This is a genomic window from Streptomyces venezuelae ATCC 10712 (assembly GCF_008639165.1).
Classification (GTDB): Bacteria; Actinomycetota; Actinomycetes; order Streptomycetales; family Streptomycetaceae; genus Streptomyces; species Streptomyces venezuelae.
The window spans coordinates 3,670,089-3,682,635 of the sequence record NZ_CP029197.1 but is presented as its reverse complement, the minus strand read 5'-3'; the positions used below and the strand labels follow the sequence as shown (position 1 = coordinate 3,682,635).

The following is a 12,547-nucleotide window of genomic DNA, read 5'->3' as shown; positions in this document are numbered from 1 at the left end:
CTACTCTGGAGGTACGGAGGTGACCCATGAGGCGACGGCACCACTTCCACATCGACCACCTCGGCCACTCGGTCTCCGTGACCGTGCAGACCGGGCACAAGCCGGTGGTCGAGGTCCTCGTCGACGGCAAGGAGACGGGCTACGTCACGGCCAAGGACGACGGCCCGCTCATGGTCGCGGTCGAGCTGCCGACCGACCCGCCGACCTCGGTGACCGTACGGGTGACGCCGGGCCCCGGCGTACCGCGCTGCCTGCTGCTCGCGGCGCCGGACGGGGAGGGACAGGTGATGGCGCCGCGGCCGTACTGAGCCCCGCGTCCGGGAGCAGCGGTGCTCAGGAGAGCCAGGCCATTCCGATGATCAGGAAGACGACGAAGGCGATCGCACCGGCGACCGCCGCCGTCTTGCGGGGGCGCCGCCGGGAGAGCTCGGCGAGCCCGCCGGTGCTGCTGGTGAGCCCCGTGAGACCGGTCCCGGCGGGCCGCTCGCGCCGCCGGGAAACGGGCCCACCACCGGGCGCGGATCTCTGCGGCTGCGCGGGCCCGGGTCTGTGCGCCTGCGGGGGTACGGGCAGGGGGGCGGGCATCGGCCCGGACCGGGAGGTGACACCGGCCGGCGCACCGGCCTGGGGCGCGTGCGGCTGCGGGGCGTACGACTGAGGAGACTGCCGCGGGGCGTGCGACTGGGGGGCGTGCGACCGGTTCCGCGCGGGGGCGGCCGGCTGCCCGGGATAGGAACGCCACGCGCCGGAGGAGAACCAGTCGGCGATGGCCTGCGCCGAGGGGCGCTGCTCGGGCTGCTTGGCCAGCAGACTCAGCAGATACGTCTCGAACTCGGGCGGCAGCGCCACCCCGAGCCGGCGGGGCGGCACGGGAGCGGTGTCGATGTGCTGGTACAGCAGGGCGGTCGCGGTGTCCGCGCGGAACGGCGGGCGTCCGGTGAGGAGTTGGTAGAGCACGCAGCCGAGTGAGTACACGTCTGAGGCGGACGAGGCGGGCTGCCCGAGGGCCCGCTCGGGCGCCAGGTACAGCCCGGTGCCCACGATCTGGCCCGTCGTCGTGAGCGCCGCCGAGGGATCGTCGACGAACCGCGCGATGCCGAAGTCGGCGAGCTTCACGGTGCCCTCGGCGTCGACCAGCAGGTTCCCCGGCTTGATGTCCCGGTGCACGACGCCCTGCCGGTGCGCGGCGGCCAGCCCGGCGGCCGCGTGCGCGGCGACGACGGCGACCCGCTCGGCGGGCAGGACCAGCGGATCCGAAGGGCTCCCGGCGAGGCTGTCGCCCTCCACCAGCTCCATGACCAGGAACAGCTTCCCGTCCCAGGTCCCGAAGTCGAAGACGCCCACGACATGCGGATGGCTCAGCCGGGCGGCGGTCTGCGCCTCCAGCCGGAACCGGTCGCCGGCGGACGGGTCGGTCGCGTGCCCCAGCATCAGCTTGACGGCGACGTCCCGGCCGAGGACCTCGTCGGTCGCCTGCCACACCTCGCCCATGCCGCCCCGGCCGATACACACGTGAAGCCGATATCGGTCCGCGACCAGCACCTGGAGACCACCCTTTCGACGATCGATCAACTAACCGGAAGGGAACCAGCGTAGAGCCGCCGACGACGGCCGCCGCCCGCGCTCCCCCCTCCGGTGCACGAAACCCGTGATGCGAGTGAACGGAGGGTGTCGTGGCCGGTTAGCATCGCGGCCCGGAGCGAGTTCCGGTGAACAGGGAACGGAGGGGGTCGTGGCACGACCTCGTGTGGGTGTGGCGGTACTGACGATGGGCACGCGCCCGACCGAGCTGCGGGCACTGCTCGACGCCGTGGCACGGCAGGACGAACCCGCCGCCCGGATCGTCGTCGTCGGCAACGGCACCGGCACCCTGCCCGAACTCCCCGACGGCGTCACGGGCGTCGAACTCCCGGAGAACCGGGGCGTGTCCGGCGGCCGCAACGTCGCCATCGACACCCTGCGCTCCTTCGGCGACGTCGACGTCGTGGTGGACCTGGACGACGACGGCCTCCTCGTCGACACCGACGTCTTCCGCCGCGTGGCCGACCTGTACGAGGGCGACGACGCCCTGGGCGTCGTCTCCTTCCGCATCGCCGACGAGACGGGCGAGACCCAGCGCCGGCACGTGCCAAGGCTCGGCGCGAAGGACCCGATGCGCGGAGGCGAGGTCACCACCTTCCTCGGCGGCGGCCACGGCCTTTCCATGGCGATGCTCGACGAGATCGGCGGCTGGCCCGAGGACTTCTTCTTCACCCACGAGGAGACCGACCTGGCCTGGCGCGCCCTCGACGCGGGCTGGAAGGTCGTCTACGAGCCGAAACTCCTCCTCCAGCACCCGAAGACCAGCCCGGCCCGGCACGCCGTCTACTACCGGATGACCGCCCGCAACCGCGTCTGGCTGGCCAAGCGCAACCTCCCGGCCGTCCTGGTCCCCGTCTACCTCGGCGTCTGGACCCTCCTCACCCTGGCCCGCACCCGCTCCCTCCCGGGCCTCGCCTCCTGGTTCGCCGGCTTCGCGGAAGGCATCCGGCAATCCTGCGGCCCCCGCCACCCCATGCGCTGGTCCACCGTCCGCCACATGACCCGCCTGGGCCGCCCCCCGGTGATCTGACCCCCCGGTCCTGGCCCCGGGTACGGCCAAAGGGCCGTTCGGGCACGGCGGCGGATCAACCACGCCACTCGAGCAGGACGAGAGTGGCGTCGTCCGAGGTGGCGTCGCCGCGTGCCCGCTTGAGCGTGTGGGACAGGTCCCGTGCCACCGCGCGGACGCTTCGGTCCGCCTTCTCCAGCTGGTTCACCCAGTCGATGAGCTGGTCCTCGCCGAACTGCTCCTTCCCGCTCTCGTGCTCCTCGACGAGGCCGTCGGTGAAGCAGAGGACGCGGTCCCCCGGTTCGAGCATCACACTGCTGACCTGTGGCTGGGCTCCTCCGAAGCCGACGGGGAGGGTGGTGGGGCTGTCCAGGCGGCCCATGACGCGGTGCTCGCGGATCAGGACGGGGGCGGGGTGTCCGGCGTTGACCCACTGGAGACGGCCGGTGGTCGTGTCCAGCCGCAGCATCTGCGCGGTGACGAAGTGGTCGGGGGCGAACTGCTCGGCGATGGCCCGGTCCATGAAGAGGTAGATCTCGGACAGTTCGACGCTGATGCGGCGGGCGTGCCGGTACGCGCCGATGGCGACGGTGGCCATGGTGGCCGCGTCCAGGCCGTGGCCCATGGCGTCGATCATGGCGAGGTGGAGGGTGCCGCCGTTGAGGGCGTAGTCGAAGCTGTCGCCGGCCACGTCGTAGGCGGGTTCCAGGACTCCGGCGACGGCGACGCGCGGCATGGTCATGGTCAGCGGCGGCAGGAGCGACCACTGGATCTCGGCGGCGACGCTCATCGGTTCGCTGCGGCGGGTGCGGAAGAAGAGGTCGGTGTGGCCGTTCTTGGTCTGCAGGAGGTCGGCGACCAGTCCCGCGATCCGGCGCAGGAGGCGGCGGTCGTCCGCGTCGACCGCGTCCAGGGTGACGGCCAGGACGCCGGTCTGGTCGCCGCCGTCGAGCAGCGGTACGTGGACGCGTACCCCGTCGGCCAGTGCCAGCTCGACCGGGAGCGACGTGAGGAAACACCTACCGGCCTCCGAGCCGTCGATGGACAGCGGCTCGCCGCCCGTCAGCCCTTCGGCGAGCAGGGGAACGAGCCTCTGCTGCCCGTAGTCCTGGAGCAGGATCTGCGGGCTTCTGCCCCCCAGCCGGCCCACCGTCTCGGCGACGACCAGCCCGACCCGGTGGGGCGGCAGCTCGTGCGCGAGGTCCAGGATCGTACCCAGGAGCCCCTCCCCGAAGCTCTCCGAGCGATCCGGTTTCCCGAGCCGTCCGACGGTCATCCCGTTGCCTCCCACCGAGCGGCGATGACCTCGCCCGGTCCTGCGGTACGGGCGGGTGCCGCGACCACGTGGCGACCGGGTACCGGAGCGGCCCGCACCAGAGACGTGGCCTCCAGGATGCTCCTCGGCGGCAGGCCACGCCACACATGGCCGTCCCGCTGACGCTCGCGGGCGGAGCCGGTCAGGGTTCCTCGGGATGGGGGCCGGTACCGGTAGCCGGTCTGCTGGTCGCGAGCCAGGTGCGGGCGGGCCCGGCGGCGGTCTCGGTGTCGACCGTGAGGTGGAGCCGTGTGCCGCCGCCCGGCACGGGATAGCTGCGCTGCTCCGTCCCGGCGAAGCACCGGCGGATCACCTCGGCGACCGCACGCGCCGCCTCGGGCGTGGCGGAGACGATACGGATCTCGGCGTGTTCGGCCTGCGGCAGGGGATCGTTCTCGGTGGGCTGCAAGACGGCGTGCTCCGTTCCTTACGTTCCGCGGGTGTGTCCCGGGAGGGGGATCATCCGCGCGCCGACGACGGCGTGCGCCGCCGGGTGCGCCAGGGACGCCGAGGCGGCCCCGCCGTCGTTCTCCCAGGCGTCTTCGCGGCTTCGCGCCTCCCGCATACGGCGGCCGGTCGCGGCCTCGCCGGACATCAGGCCACCTGCGGAGAGGATGCTTCCGGGGAGGGCGGCGGCGGTCATCAGCCGTGCCACGGAGGCGGGTTCGGTCTCGGGCGGAATCACGAGCAGGTCGCAGCGGCCGGTCGTGTAGGACAACAGGATGACCTTGTCCGGGTCCTGCTCGGTGAACCAGCCCACGTGCAGGACGTGGCCGGTGACGGCGACCTTGTGCGGGACGACGGGCCAGTGACCGGGATGCACCAGGACGCGGGTGATGCGCCCCCAGCGCCCTTCGAGGGCGTCGGCAAGCGCCGGCAGCTCGGCCGCCAGATCGCGTGAACGGGGCCACCAGGCACCGTCGAGCCGACCGGCGAGCGTGGTCTTCGGAGTGAGCGACAAGCGGGCCGGAAGTCCTGGGGTGAGGGCGCGGTTCGCTGTCCTGTCGAGGATGGTGGTCATGACGGACCTGCCCCCGGGCTGCCCGTCGGCAGCCCGGTTTTTCGTGTTCCCCGGAAATGACACCTGCGTGGAAGCTGGTGCTCGAAGTACTTCCGGTACTTCCAGCGTACGTCCGAGCAGTCGGTTTTCCGCCTGATATGGGGAGGGACTTTCCCTTCGCGCGAACGAGCGCGCGGCGAGGGCGAGTCCCGAAGCCGCTCCCCCATGGCTTCCCGCGCACCCCCGGAAACCACTCAGGGGCCCGACCCGCTTTCGCGGATCGGACCCCTGAGTGGTCTTACTGGCTGTCGGGGTGGCGGGACTTGAACCCACGACCTCTTCGTCCCGAAGCAACTCGGGTGCGAGCTCTGCTCGCTTCACAGGCCTGCTGCAGTCTCGCTCCCTCGGCATCGGCGCCAGGACTCCACCCAGCTACCGGCCCGTGCGCACGAACATGCTCGATCACCCTCAATCGAGCAACGTAGACGTCGAGCTGCAGGTGGACCAAGGGTCAAATCCCACACCCACCGCCAAGTGAAGCGGCCTCTGACCTGGTCTTCAGGTCGGGGGCCGTTCCTGTTTCGGTGCCCCGTGGCTGCCCGGTGTTTCCCGCCCTTCCCCGCTAGATAGGGCACGCGAGGGACACGCTTACGACTTTGCCCAATAGATCACGCGGCCGTACGACGTCAGCTCCGATGTGTCCGGCTCGCCTACATGAATGGTGGGCTCGATCACTGGATGGTCTTCGGAGAAGAGTGCATCCAACTCAAAGACCGCCTGGTCGACATCGGCGTCGAGTTCGTGAGAGTGCTGGCGCGTCCAGAAGGTGAGCGCCACCCTCTCTTCCTCGACTCTTACAGCCACAGCCACTACATCCTCTGAGATCAACCCCAGCAGGGCCTGTACCGCGTACAGGGTGACCTCGTTCTCACGCTCCAGAGCGACGGCGTTCATGGTCTAGATGTTGCCTCAAGCGGGCCGCTATGGGTGAGTGAGGCGGCGGAGCGGCTTTGGGCTGGAGCTGACAGCGGTCTGCCATCGCCACCCACCACTCACCCCCAACTCCCATCCCGTCTGCCGTCGACCCACACTCCGTGGAGCAGGCCCGGTGCCGTGTCTGCTCGGCTCTGCCTGGGTCGACGGCAGACGGGATGGGAGTTCCCCACCGCCACACTCCACTGGTCGGCGGCCGGGCTGGAGCGGGGCGCAGACAGGAGCGCAGGCCCGGGCGACGGGCCGCGCGCCGCGCTGTGCGCGGCGGGTGCCTTGATGAGGTAGGGAAATCTGTAACAGCTACCTCGGCTGGGCCCGTTAGGCGTTGGGCCTGCGAGGCTTGCCCTCGTTGTCCCGCAGCAGGCGGCTTGTGTATCCGCCCGTGGAAAGGTGGTCGGGCGTGTGTCGAAAGTGCGTGTGGTGGCCGGTGTGACGTAGTACTCCTGGGGAGCATCAACGCCGGGATGTCGTCACCTTGGAGTTACCGATGGCCGTACGCCGTGTCGTACCCAACGTCCAGTCGGAGGCTGCGCAGGAGAGCCGGGAGTTCTACGGCCTGCTCGGATTCGAGGAGGTCATGAACCACGGCTGGATCATGACGCTCGCGTCCCCGTCCAGTCCGACGGCGCAGATCAGCTTCATGGCCGGCGACAAGACCGCACCAGTCACTCCCGATATGAGCGTCGAAGTAGATGACGTGGATGCGGCCTACGCAGCCATGCGGGAGAGCGGCGCGGAGATCGTTCACCCCCTGCAGGACGAGGAGTGGGGGGTGCGCCGGTTCTTCGTCCGTGACCCGAACGGCCGGGTGGTCAACGTGCTGGGCCACCGCTGACGGTCCTCCGGGCTACCGGGGAATGCGGGTCACAGCCAGTCGCTCAGATGGACGCGCAGGCAGAAACAGGTCAGGCAGTTACTGAATTCAGTAACTGCCTGACCTGCTGTTACGGCTGTCGGGGTGGCGGGATTTGAACCCACGACCTCTTCGTCCCGAACGAAGCGCGCTGCCAAGCTGCGCTACACCCCGATGTCGCTGCTCTGTGCTTCACGTCGCGGCGACATCGATTACTTTAGCCCACGCGCGCGCTGAGACGAAATCCGGTTTTCGTGGGGCCGCACCGCAGGTCGGACGTGGTCCAGGCCGACGATCGCCAGACCCAGGACGTAGAAGGCCGCGCCGAGGACCGCCGCGTTCGTGAGGACGCCCGGGTAGCCGTGGGCCGTCACGTCGAGGAAGGGGTACGGGTAGCGGGTCGGGGTGCCGGGGGAGAGGAGCGCGCCGCGGAGCAGGGCGAAGGCGAGGTAGAGGGCCGGGACCGCGAGCCACTGGGCGGCGTGGCGCAGGCGGAGGGCGCCGGGGAGGGTGAGCAGCAGGAAGTCGAGGGCCGTGCCGATGGGGGTCACGGTGTGGAGGAGCTGGTTGGCGACGGCCCTCGCGCCGCTGAGGCGGGCGATCTCGGCGGCCTGGTTGAACTCGCCGGCCGGGTTGTCGAGCACCAGGTGGAAGACGAGTCCGACGACCGTGATGCAGAGCAGGACGCCGCCGGTCCACAGCGCGGGCAGGGGTGGCCGGCGGTTCCAGGCGCGGACCGCGCCGCTGCCGAGGACGAGGGCCACCAGGATGTTGGACCAGATGGTGAAGAAGCTCAGGACGACGAGCACGTTCCCGTAGACGCACTCGATGATCAGGCCCGTCGCGGCCGACAGGGCGATCAGGGCCCGGAAGGCGGCGGCGTAGGGCCTGCGGACGGTGGGGAGCACGGCGGATGCCGGGACGGCGGACGCGCGGTTCGGCGTGAGCATGCTCCCCACCGTAGGGGGTCAGCGGCGGGCGGTCAGGGTGAGCAGGGTGACCTCGGGCGGGCAGGCGAAGCGGACCGGGGTGAAGCGGCTGGTGCCGCAGCCCGCCGACACGTGGAGGTACGAGGTGCGGTCGCCGACCGTGTGGGTGGAGAGGCCCTTCACCCGGTCGGTGTCCAGGTCGCAGTTGGTGACGAGCGCCCCGTAGAAGGGGATGCACAGCTGCCCGCCGTGGGTGTGCCCGGCGAGGATCAGCTCGTACCCGTCGGACGTGAAGGCGTCGAGCGACCGCAGGTACGGCGCGTGGACCACGCCCATGCTGAAGTCGGCCCCGCCGTCGGGGCCGCCGGCCACCCGCTCGTACCGGTCGCGCTTGATGTGCGGGTCGTCGAGCCCGGTGAACGCGAGTTCCGCCTGGGGCAGCTTGAGCCGGCCCCGGGTGTTGCTGAGGTCGACCCAGCCCGCCGCGTCGAAGGCGTCCCGCAGCCCCTCCCAGGGGTTGTGGACGGCGCCGACGACGGGCTTGTTGCCGTTGAGGCCGTGCCGGCCCTGGACCCGCTCCATCAGGTAGCGGCCGGGGTTGCGGAGCGTGGGTCCGTAGTAGTCGTTGGAGCCGAAGACGTACACGCCCGGGAACTCCATCAGCGGGCCGAGCGCGTCGAGCACCTCCGGCACCGCCTCCGGGTCGGAGAGGTTGTCGCCGGTGTTGACGACGAAGTCGGGGCGGAGCCCGGCGAGGGACTGGAGCCAGGCCCGCTTCTTGCGCTGGCCGCTCACCATGTGGATGTCGGAGACCTGGAGGACCCGCAGGTCGGCCATGCCGGGTGGGAGCACCGGGACCGTCACGCGGCGGAGCCGGAACGAGCGGGCCTCGAACCCGGCCGCGTAGACGATTCCGGCGGCGGCCGTCGCGGTGAGGCCTGCCGTGATCTTCAGGGGGATGCCGTACCGTGCGCGCATCCCCCCATCGTCGCAGACCCCGGAGGCGTAAATGCGCGGGCGGGTGGGGCGGCACACCTGCGACACTGGGCGACATGACCACGCTCAAGGCGAAGCTCCAGGCCGACCTCAACGCCGCGATCCGGGAGCGCGACGAACTGCGCTCCTCGACCCTGCGGCTGACCATCACCGCGATCACCAAGGAGGAGGTCGCGGGCAAGACCAAGCGCGAACTCTCCGACGACGAGGTGCAGAAGGTGATCGCCAAGGAGGCGAAGAAGCGCCGCGAGGCCGCGGACGCCTTCGCCCAGGGCGGTCGCCTCGAGTCCGCCGAGCGGGAGAAGGCGGAGGGCGTCATCCTCGACGCGTACCTGCCGAAGCAGCTCAGCGACGAGGAGCTCGACGGGATCGTCGCGGCGGCCGTCGAGGAGGCGAAGGCGGGTGGCGCCGAGGGCCCGCGTGCCATGGGCGCCGTCATGAAGATCGTGAACCCGAAGGTGGCCGGCCAGGCCGACGGCGGGCGGGTCGCCGCCTCGGTGAAGAAGCTGCTCGCGGGCTGACAACGCCTAAAACGCTGAGCACGCCGAAACGCTGAGGACGCTGAGGACGTAGAGGTAACGCGAAGGGCGCCCCACCGGAGTGGGGCGCCCTTCGGCGTACCTCTACGTCCTCGGCCGCCGCGTCAGCGGTTCCCGCGGCCGTGCCCGTTGTTCCCGCCGATCACTCCGTCCGGGAGGGTGATCCCCGGGAAGGGGTTGGTCGGGGGCTTGGTGTCGCCCGGCTTGCCGTCGCCGGGCTTACCCGGCTTGTTCGGCTTGTTCGGGCCCTCGTCCCCTTCCTTCGGGTCCTTGGGCTTCTCGCCCCGCGGTACGGCGATGGTGGCGAAGCCCGGCGTCTCGGAGGCGTTCAGGGCGCCCGTCATCGCGATCTTCCAGATGGGGCCGGGGAGGCAACCGCCGCAGACCTTGTCGTAGGTCACGCCGCCGATGGTGATGTCGTACATCGACTTCTTCTCGCCGACGTCGTCACCGACCCAGACGGCGGTGGACAGGTTCGGCGTGTAGCCCACGAACCAGGCGTCCTTGCGGTCGTTCGTCGTACCGGTCTTGCCCGCGTTGTCGCGGTCGCTGAGACCGGCCTTGGTGCCGGTGCCGTCCTCGACGACGCCCTTCAGCATCTGGTTGATCGTGTCGGCGGTGCGCTCGCTCATCGCCCGCGAGCACTTGGTCTGCGGCACGTTGAGCTTGTCGCCGTTGGCCGCGCGGACCGACTCGATGGCGACCGGGGTGCAGTACATGCCGCGGTTGGCGAAGGTCGCGTAGACGGCCGCCATGTCGAGCGGGGTGCTCTCCTGGGCGCCGAGGGTGATCGAGGGGAGCTCCTTGGGCTTCTTGCCGAGCTCGCGGTCGTACCCGACGTTCTTGGCCATCGTGATCGTCTCGCAGAGGCCGGCCATCTGCTCCAGCTTGGCGAAGTACGTGTTGATGGACTTGCCGAGGGCGGAGGTCATGTCGAACGAGCCCTCCTCCGTCTTGAGCTCGTTGCCGATCTCCCAGTTGGCGTAGCCGGCAGGCTTGCCGTCGCAGCGGGTGAAGTCACCCTCCGGGATGTTGATCTTCCACGGGGTGTCGAAGGTCTGCGCCGGGCTCAGACCCTTCTCCAGGGCCGCGGCGGCCGTGATCGGCTTGAAGGTCGAGCCGACCTGGAAGCCGTACGTCGTGCCGCCCATCTTGCTGCCGACGGCGAGGTTCAGCGTCGTCTGGTGCTGCTTCTGGTCCAGGCCGTACGGGCGGGACTGGCCCATCGACAGGATCTTGCCGGTCTTGGGCTGGACCTGGACGACGGAGGCGGCGACCGGGTCGTCCTTGTTGATCTTCGCGACGGCGGCCTCGTTGGCGGCGGCCTGGGCGCGCGGGTCGAGGGTGGTCTTGATCGTGAGACCGCCCAGGTTCCACAGCTTCTGGCGCTCCTCGGCCGTCTTGCCGAAGACCGGGTCGTTGAGGATCGTCTTGCGGACGTAGTCGCAGAAGAAGCCGGCGCCGTCGACGGCGGTGATGCAGCCGTTCTTCGGCGTCTTGACCTTCAGCTTGAGCGGGGTCGCCTTCGCCTTGTCGGCCTCGGCCTGGCTGATGTCCTTCACGTCGGCCATCCGCTGGAGGACCACGTTGCGGCGCTTGGTCGCTTCCTGGATGTCGTTGATCGGGTCGTAGCGGCTGGGCGACTGGACGAGCCCGGCCATCATCGCGGCCTCGCCGAGGGTCAGGTCGGCGGCGTGCTTGGAGAAGTACCGCTGGGAGGCGGCCTCGATGCCGTACGCCTGCTGCCCGAAGAACGTGATGTTGAGGTAGTTCTCCAGGATCTTCTTCTTGCCCAGCTCCTCCTCGACCTGGATCGCGAACTTCAGCTCGCGGACCTTGCGGCCGATGGTCTGCTGGGTGGCCTGCGCGACCTTCTCGGGGTCGTCACCGGCCTCCTCGACGAAGACGTTCTTCACGTACTGCTGGGTGAGGGTGGACGCGCCCTGCGCGACCCCGCCCGACTGCGCGTTCCGGTTGATGGCGCGCAGCACGCCCTTGAGGTCGATCGCCCCGTGCTCGTAGAAGCGGCCGTCCTCGATGGCGACGATCGCCTTCTGCATGTACGGGGAGATCTTGTCGATCGGGACGACCGTCCGGTCCCGTGAGTACACGGTGGCGATCAGGCCGCCCTCGGAGTCGAGGATCTTGGTGCGCTGACTCAGCGGTGGGGTCTTCAGGTTGGAGGGGATCTCGTCGAACCCCTCGACCGTGCCCTTCGCCGCCAGGCCCAGTGCGCCGGCCGCGGGCAGGGCGATGCCCGCCAGCACGGCTCCCGCGAGCACACTGACACCGAGGAACTTGGCGGCCTGCTGGGTCCCGGTCAGACCACCGCCGGAGCGCTTCTTTGCCATGGGGGCAGCCTAATCCGTAGAGATGAGCGTTCCGTAGGAGCGGGGGCTCCTCGGAGCGTTCGAGTACCAGACCGTGACATCCGGATATGCCACGAACGGCGGGCCCGGTCCCCCTGGGCGGCGCGAGGCGCCGACGTTCTCATTCGCCGGACACACGTATATGCCTTGGCCTAAGCTGCTCCCAACTGTCACAGCAGTGCGGTCTCGCATCAAGACCCGGGTGTGACATCGGCATGAATTCCCGTGACCCCGAAACACGGGAACCTCGTGTCCGATTCCGACTCATGCGTCACACGGTGCCCCAAGTGGCCCCGTCGAGGAAGGACACATCCAGGCGATATGTCCGCTATCACACGCATGTCCTTCGATCACTCCCCTGGGTGATCTGACGCGCACGCATAGTCCGTTCGGGCCATCCAAGATTGGGCCCGAAGGGGGTGTTGCGCTGTGCCCACCTTCCGTAACGTCCCAACTGGCAGCGGTGAATATGCCGCTGCCGCCGTGGGGGAGCCTCGATTCGGGAGAGGACGGCGCCGGTATGGGCTGGGTAGCTGACTGGAGTGCGCAGGCGGCCTGCCGCACTACCGATCCGGATGAACTTTTCGTACAGGGAGCGGCACAGAACAGGGCAAAGGCGGTGTGCACCGGCTGTCCGGTACGGACCGAGTGCCTCGCCGACGCCCTCGACAACCGCGTGGAGTTCGGCGTGTGGGGCGGCATGACGGAGCGCGAGCGCCGCGCCCTGCTCCGCCGGAGGCCGACGGTCACCTCGTGGCGCCGGCTCCTGGAGACCGCGCGCACCGAGTACGAGCGCGGAGCGGGCCTGCTGCCCGTGGCCATCGAGGACGACGCGACGTACGAGGCGTACGCCGCGGTCGGCTAGCACCCGTCCGGCGGCTGATCAGGGCCGCACAGGACCCTCGTCCCCCGGCGGGGACACCAGGACGAGGACCACGGCCGGCACCGAGCCGGCGGTCACCA

13 protein-coding genes and 1 tRNA gene are annotated in these 12,547 nt (G+C 70.0%); 5 read left to right on the top strand and 9 right to left on the bottom strand.

Going from position 1 to position 12,547, the window contains the following annotated elements; genetic code table 11:
* Positions 1–26: 26 nt before the first annotated feature.
* Positions 27–308 (top strand): hypothetical protein, encoded by a 282-nt coding sequence (locus DEJ43_RS16760; protein WP_015034562.1) that lies wholly within the window; start codon positions 27–29, stop codon positions 306–308.
* 25 nt (positions 309–333) lie between these two features.
* Here DEJ43_RS16760 and DEJ43_RS16755 read toward each other — a convergent pair whose 3' ends face one another.
* Positions 334–1,542 (bottom strand): serine/threonine-protein kinase, encoded by a 1,209-nt coding sequence (locus DEJ43_RS16755; RefSeq protein ID WP_015034561.1) that lies wholly within the window; start codon positions 1,540–1,542, stop codon positions 334–336.
* 190 nt (positions 1,543–1,732) lie between these two features.
* On the opposite strand from DEJ43_RS16755, the gene DEJ43_RS16750 reads away from it, so the two are divergent.
* Complete coding sequence (locus DEJ43_RS16750; RefSeq protein WP_233447958.1) at positions 1,733–2,611, top strand: glycosyltransferase family 2 protein; 879 nt, start codon at positions 1,733–1,735, stop codon at positions 2,609–2,611.
* Between the two features lie 55 nt (positions 2,612–2,666).
* Here DEJ43_RS16750 and DEJ43_RS16745 read toward each other — a convergent pair whose 3' ends face one another.
* The 4 genes from DEJ43_RS16745 to DEJ43_RS16730 all read right to left on the bottom strand — a co-directional run bounded on the left by DEJ43_RS16745 (position 2,667) and on the right by DEJ43_RS16730 (position 5,859).
* Positions 2,667–3,866 (bottom strand): PP2C family protein-serine/threonine phosphatase, encoded by a 1,200-nt coding sequence (locus tag DEJ43_RS16745; RefSeq protein WP_015034559.1) that lies wholly within the window; start codon positions 3,864–3,866, stop codon positions 2,667–2,669.
* Positions 3,867–4,047: 181 nt separating this feature from the next.
* Positions 4,048–4,314, bottom strand: a complete 267-nt coding sequence (locus DEJ43_RS16740; RefSeq protein WP_015034558.1) for a hypothetical protein — start codon at positions 4,312–4,314, stop codon at positions 4,048–4,050.
* A gap of 18 nt (positions 4,315–4,332) precedes the next feature.
* Positions 4,333–4,926 carry a DUF5994 family protein gene (locus DEJ43_RS16735; protein WP_015034557.1) on the bottom strand — a complete coding sequence of 198 codons (594 nt, stop codon included), beginning with the start codon at positions 4,924–4,926 and terminating at the stop codon, positions 4,333–4,335.
* A gap of 627 nt (positions 4,927–5,553) precedes the next feature.
* Entirely contained in the window at positions 5,554–5,859 is a 306-nt protein-coding gene (locus tag DEJ43_RS16730) for a MafI2 family immunity protein (protein WP_015034556.1), read from the bottom strand.
* A 526-nt stretch (positions 5,860–6,385) separates the two neighbouring features.
* On the opposite strand from DEJ43_RS16730, the gene DEJ43_RS16725 reads away from it, so the two are divergent.
* On the top strand, positions 6,386–6,733 hold the full coding sequence (locus DEJ43_RS16725; protein WP_015034555.1) for a VOC family protein: 348 nt from the start codon (positions 6,386–6,388) through the stop codon (positions 6,731–6,733).
* Positions 6,734–6,851: 118 nt separating this feature from the next.
* Here DEJ43_RS16725 and DEJ43_RS16720 read toward each other — a convergent pair.
* From DEJ43_RS16720 to DEJ43_RS16710, 3 genes are all read right to left on the bottom strand, one after another.
* Positions 6,852–6,925 (bottom strand) — tRNA-Pro (locus DEJ43_RS16720).
* Between the two features lie 38 nt (positions 6,926–6,963).
* Positions 6,964–7,701 carry a Pr6Pr family membrane protein gene (locus tag DEJ43_RS37490; protein ID WP_015034554.1) on the bottom strand — a complete coding sequence of 246 codons (738 nt, stop codon included), beginning with the start codon at positions 7,699–7,701 and terminating at the stop codon, positions 6,964–6,966.
* A gap of 18 nt (positions 7,702–7,719) precedes the next feature.
* Positions 7,720–8,658 carry a metallophosphoesterase gene (locus DEJ43_RS16710; protein WP_015034553.1) on the bottom strand — a complete coding sequence of 313 codons (939 nt, stop codon included), beginning with the start codon at positions 8,656–8,658 and terminating at the stop codon, positions 7,720–7,722.
* Positions 8,659–8,732: 74 nt separating this feature from the next.
* On the opposite strand from DEJ43_RS16710, the gene DEJ43_RS16705 reads away from it, so the two are divergent.
* A complete protein-coding gene (locus tag DEJ43_RS16705; RefSeq protein WP_015034552.1) occupies positions 8,733–9,197 on the top strand; it encodes a GatB/YqeY domain-containing protein in 465 nt (154 codons plus the stop codon).
* Between the two features lie 122 nt (positions 9,198–9,319).
* On the opposite strand, the gene DEJ43_RS16700 is transcribed toward DEJ43_RS16705, so the two are convergent.
* Complete coding sequence (locus DEJ43_RS16700) at positions 9,320–11,566, bottom strand: transglycosylase domain-containing protein (protein WP_041662557.1); 2,247 nt, start codon at positions 11,564–11,566, stop codon at positions 9,320–9,322.
* A gap of 538 nt (positions 11,567–12,104) precedes the next feature.
* Between DEJ43_RS16700 and DEJ43_RS16695 the strand changes: the two genes are divergently transcribed.
* Entirely contained in the window at positions 12,105–12,449 is a 345-nt protein-coding gene (locus DEJ43_RS16695; protein ID WP_015034550.1) for a WhiB family transcriptional regulator, read from the top strand.
* Positions 12,450–12,547: the final 98 nt, after the last annotated feature.

What these genes read in the sequence shown, in the direction of transcription:
- DEJ43_RS16695 (WP_015034550.1), top strand. Translation starts at nt 12,105, where the DNA reads ATGGGCTGGGTAGCTGACTGGAGTGCGCAGGCGGCCTGCCGCACTACC.
- DEJ43_RS16725 (WP_015034555.1), top strand. Translation starts at nt 6,386, where the DNA reads ATGGCCGTACGCCGTGTCGTACCCAACGTCCAGTCGGAGGCTGCGCAG.
- DEJ43_RS16710 (WP_015034553.1), bottom strand. Translation starts at nt 8,658, where the DNA reads ATGCGCGCACGGTACGGCATCCCCCTGAAGATCACGGCAGGCCTCACC.
- DEJ43_RS16705 (WP_015034552.1), top strand. Translation starts at nt 8,733, where the DNA reads ATGACCACGCTCAAGGCGAAGCTCCAGGCCGACCTCAACGCCGCGATC.
- DEJ43_RS16730 (WP_015034556.1), bottom strand. Translation starts at nt 5,859, where the DNA reads ATGAACGCCGTCGCTCTGGAGCGTGAGAACGAGGTCACCCTGTACGCG.
- DEJ43_RS16735 (WP_015034557.1), bottom strand. Translation starts at nt 4,926, where the DNA reads ATGACCACCATCCTCGACAGGACAGCGAACCGCGCCCTCACCCCAGGA.
- DEJ43_RS16760 (WP_015034562.1), top strand. Translation starts at nt 27, where the DNA reads ATGAGGCGACGGCACCACTTCCACATCGACCACCTCGGCCACTCGGTC.
- DEJ43_RS16745 (WP_015034559.1), bottom strand. Translation starts at nt 3,866, where the DNA reads ATGACCGTCGGACGGCTCGGGAAACCGGATCGCTCGGAGAGCTTCGGG.
- DEJ43_RS37490 (WP_015034554.1), bottom strand. Translation starts at nt 7,701, where the DNA reads ATGCTCACGCCGAACCGCGCGTCCGCCGTCCCGGCATCCGCCGTGCTC.
- DEJ43_RS16700 (WP_041662557.1), bottom strand. Translation starts at nt 11,566, where the DNA reads ATGGCAAAGAAGCGCTCCGGCGGTGGTCTGACCGGGACCCAGCAGGCC.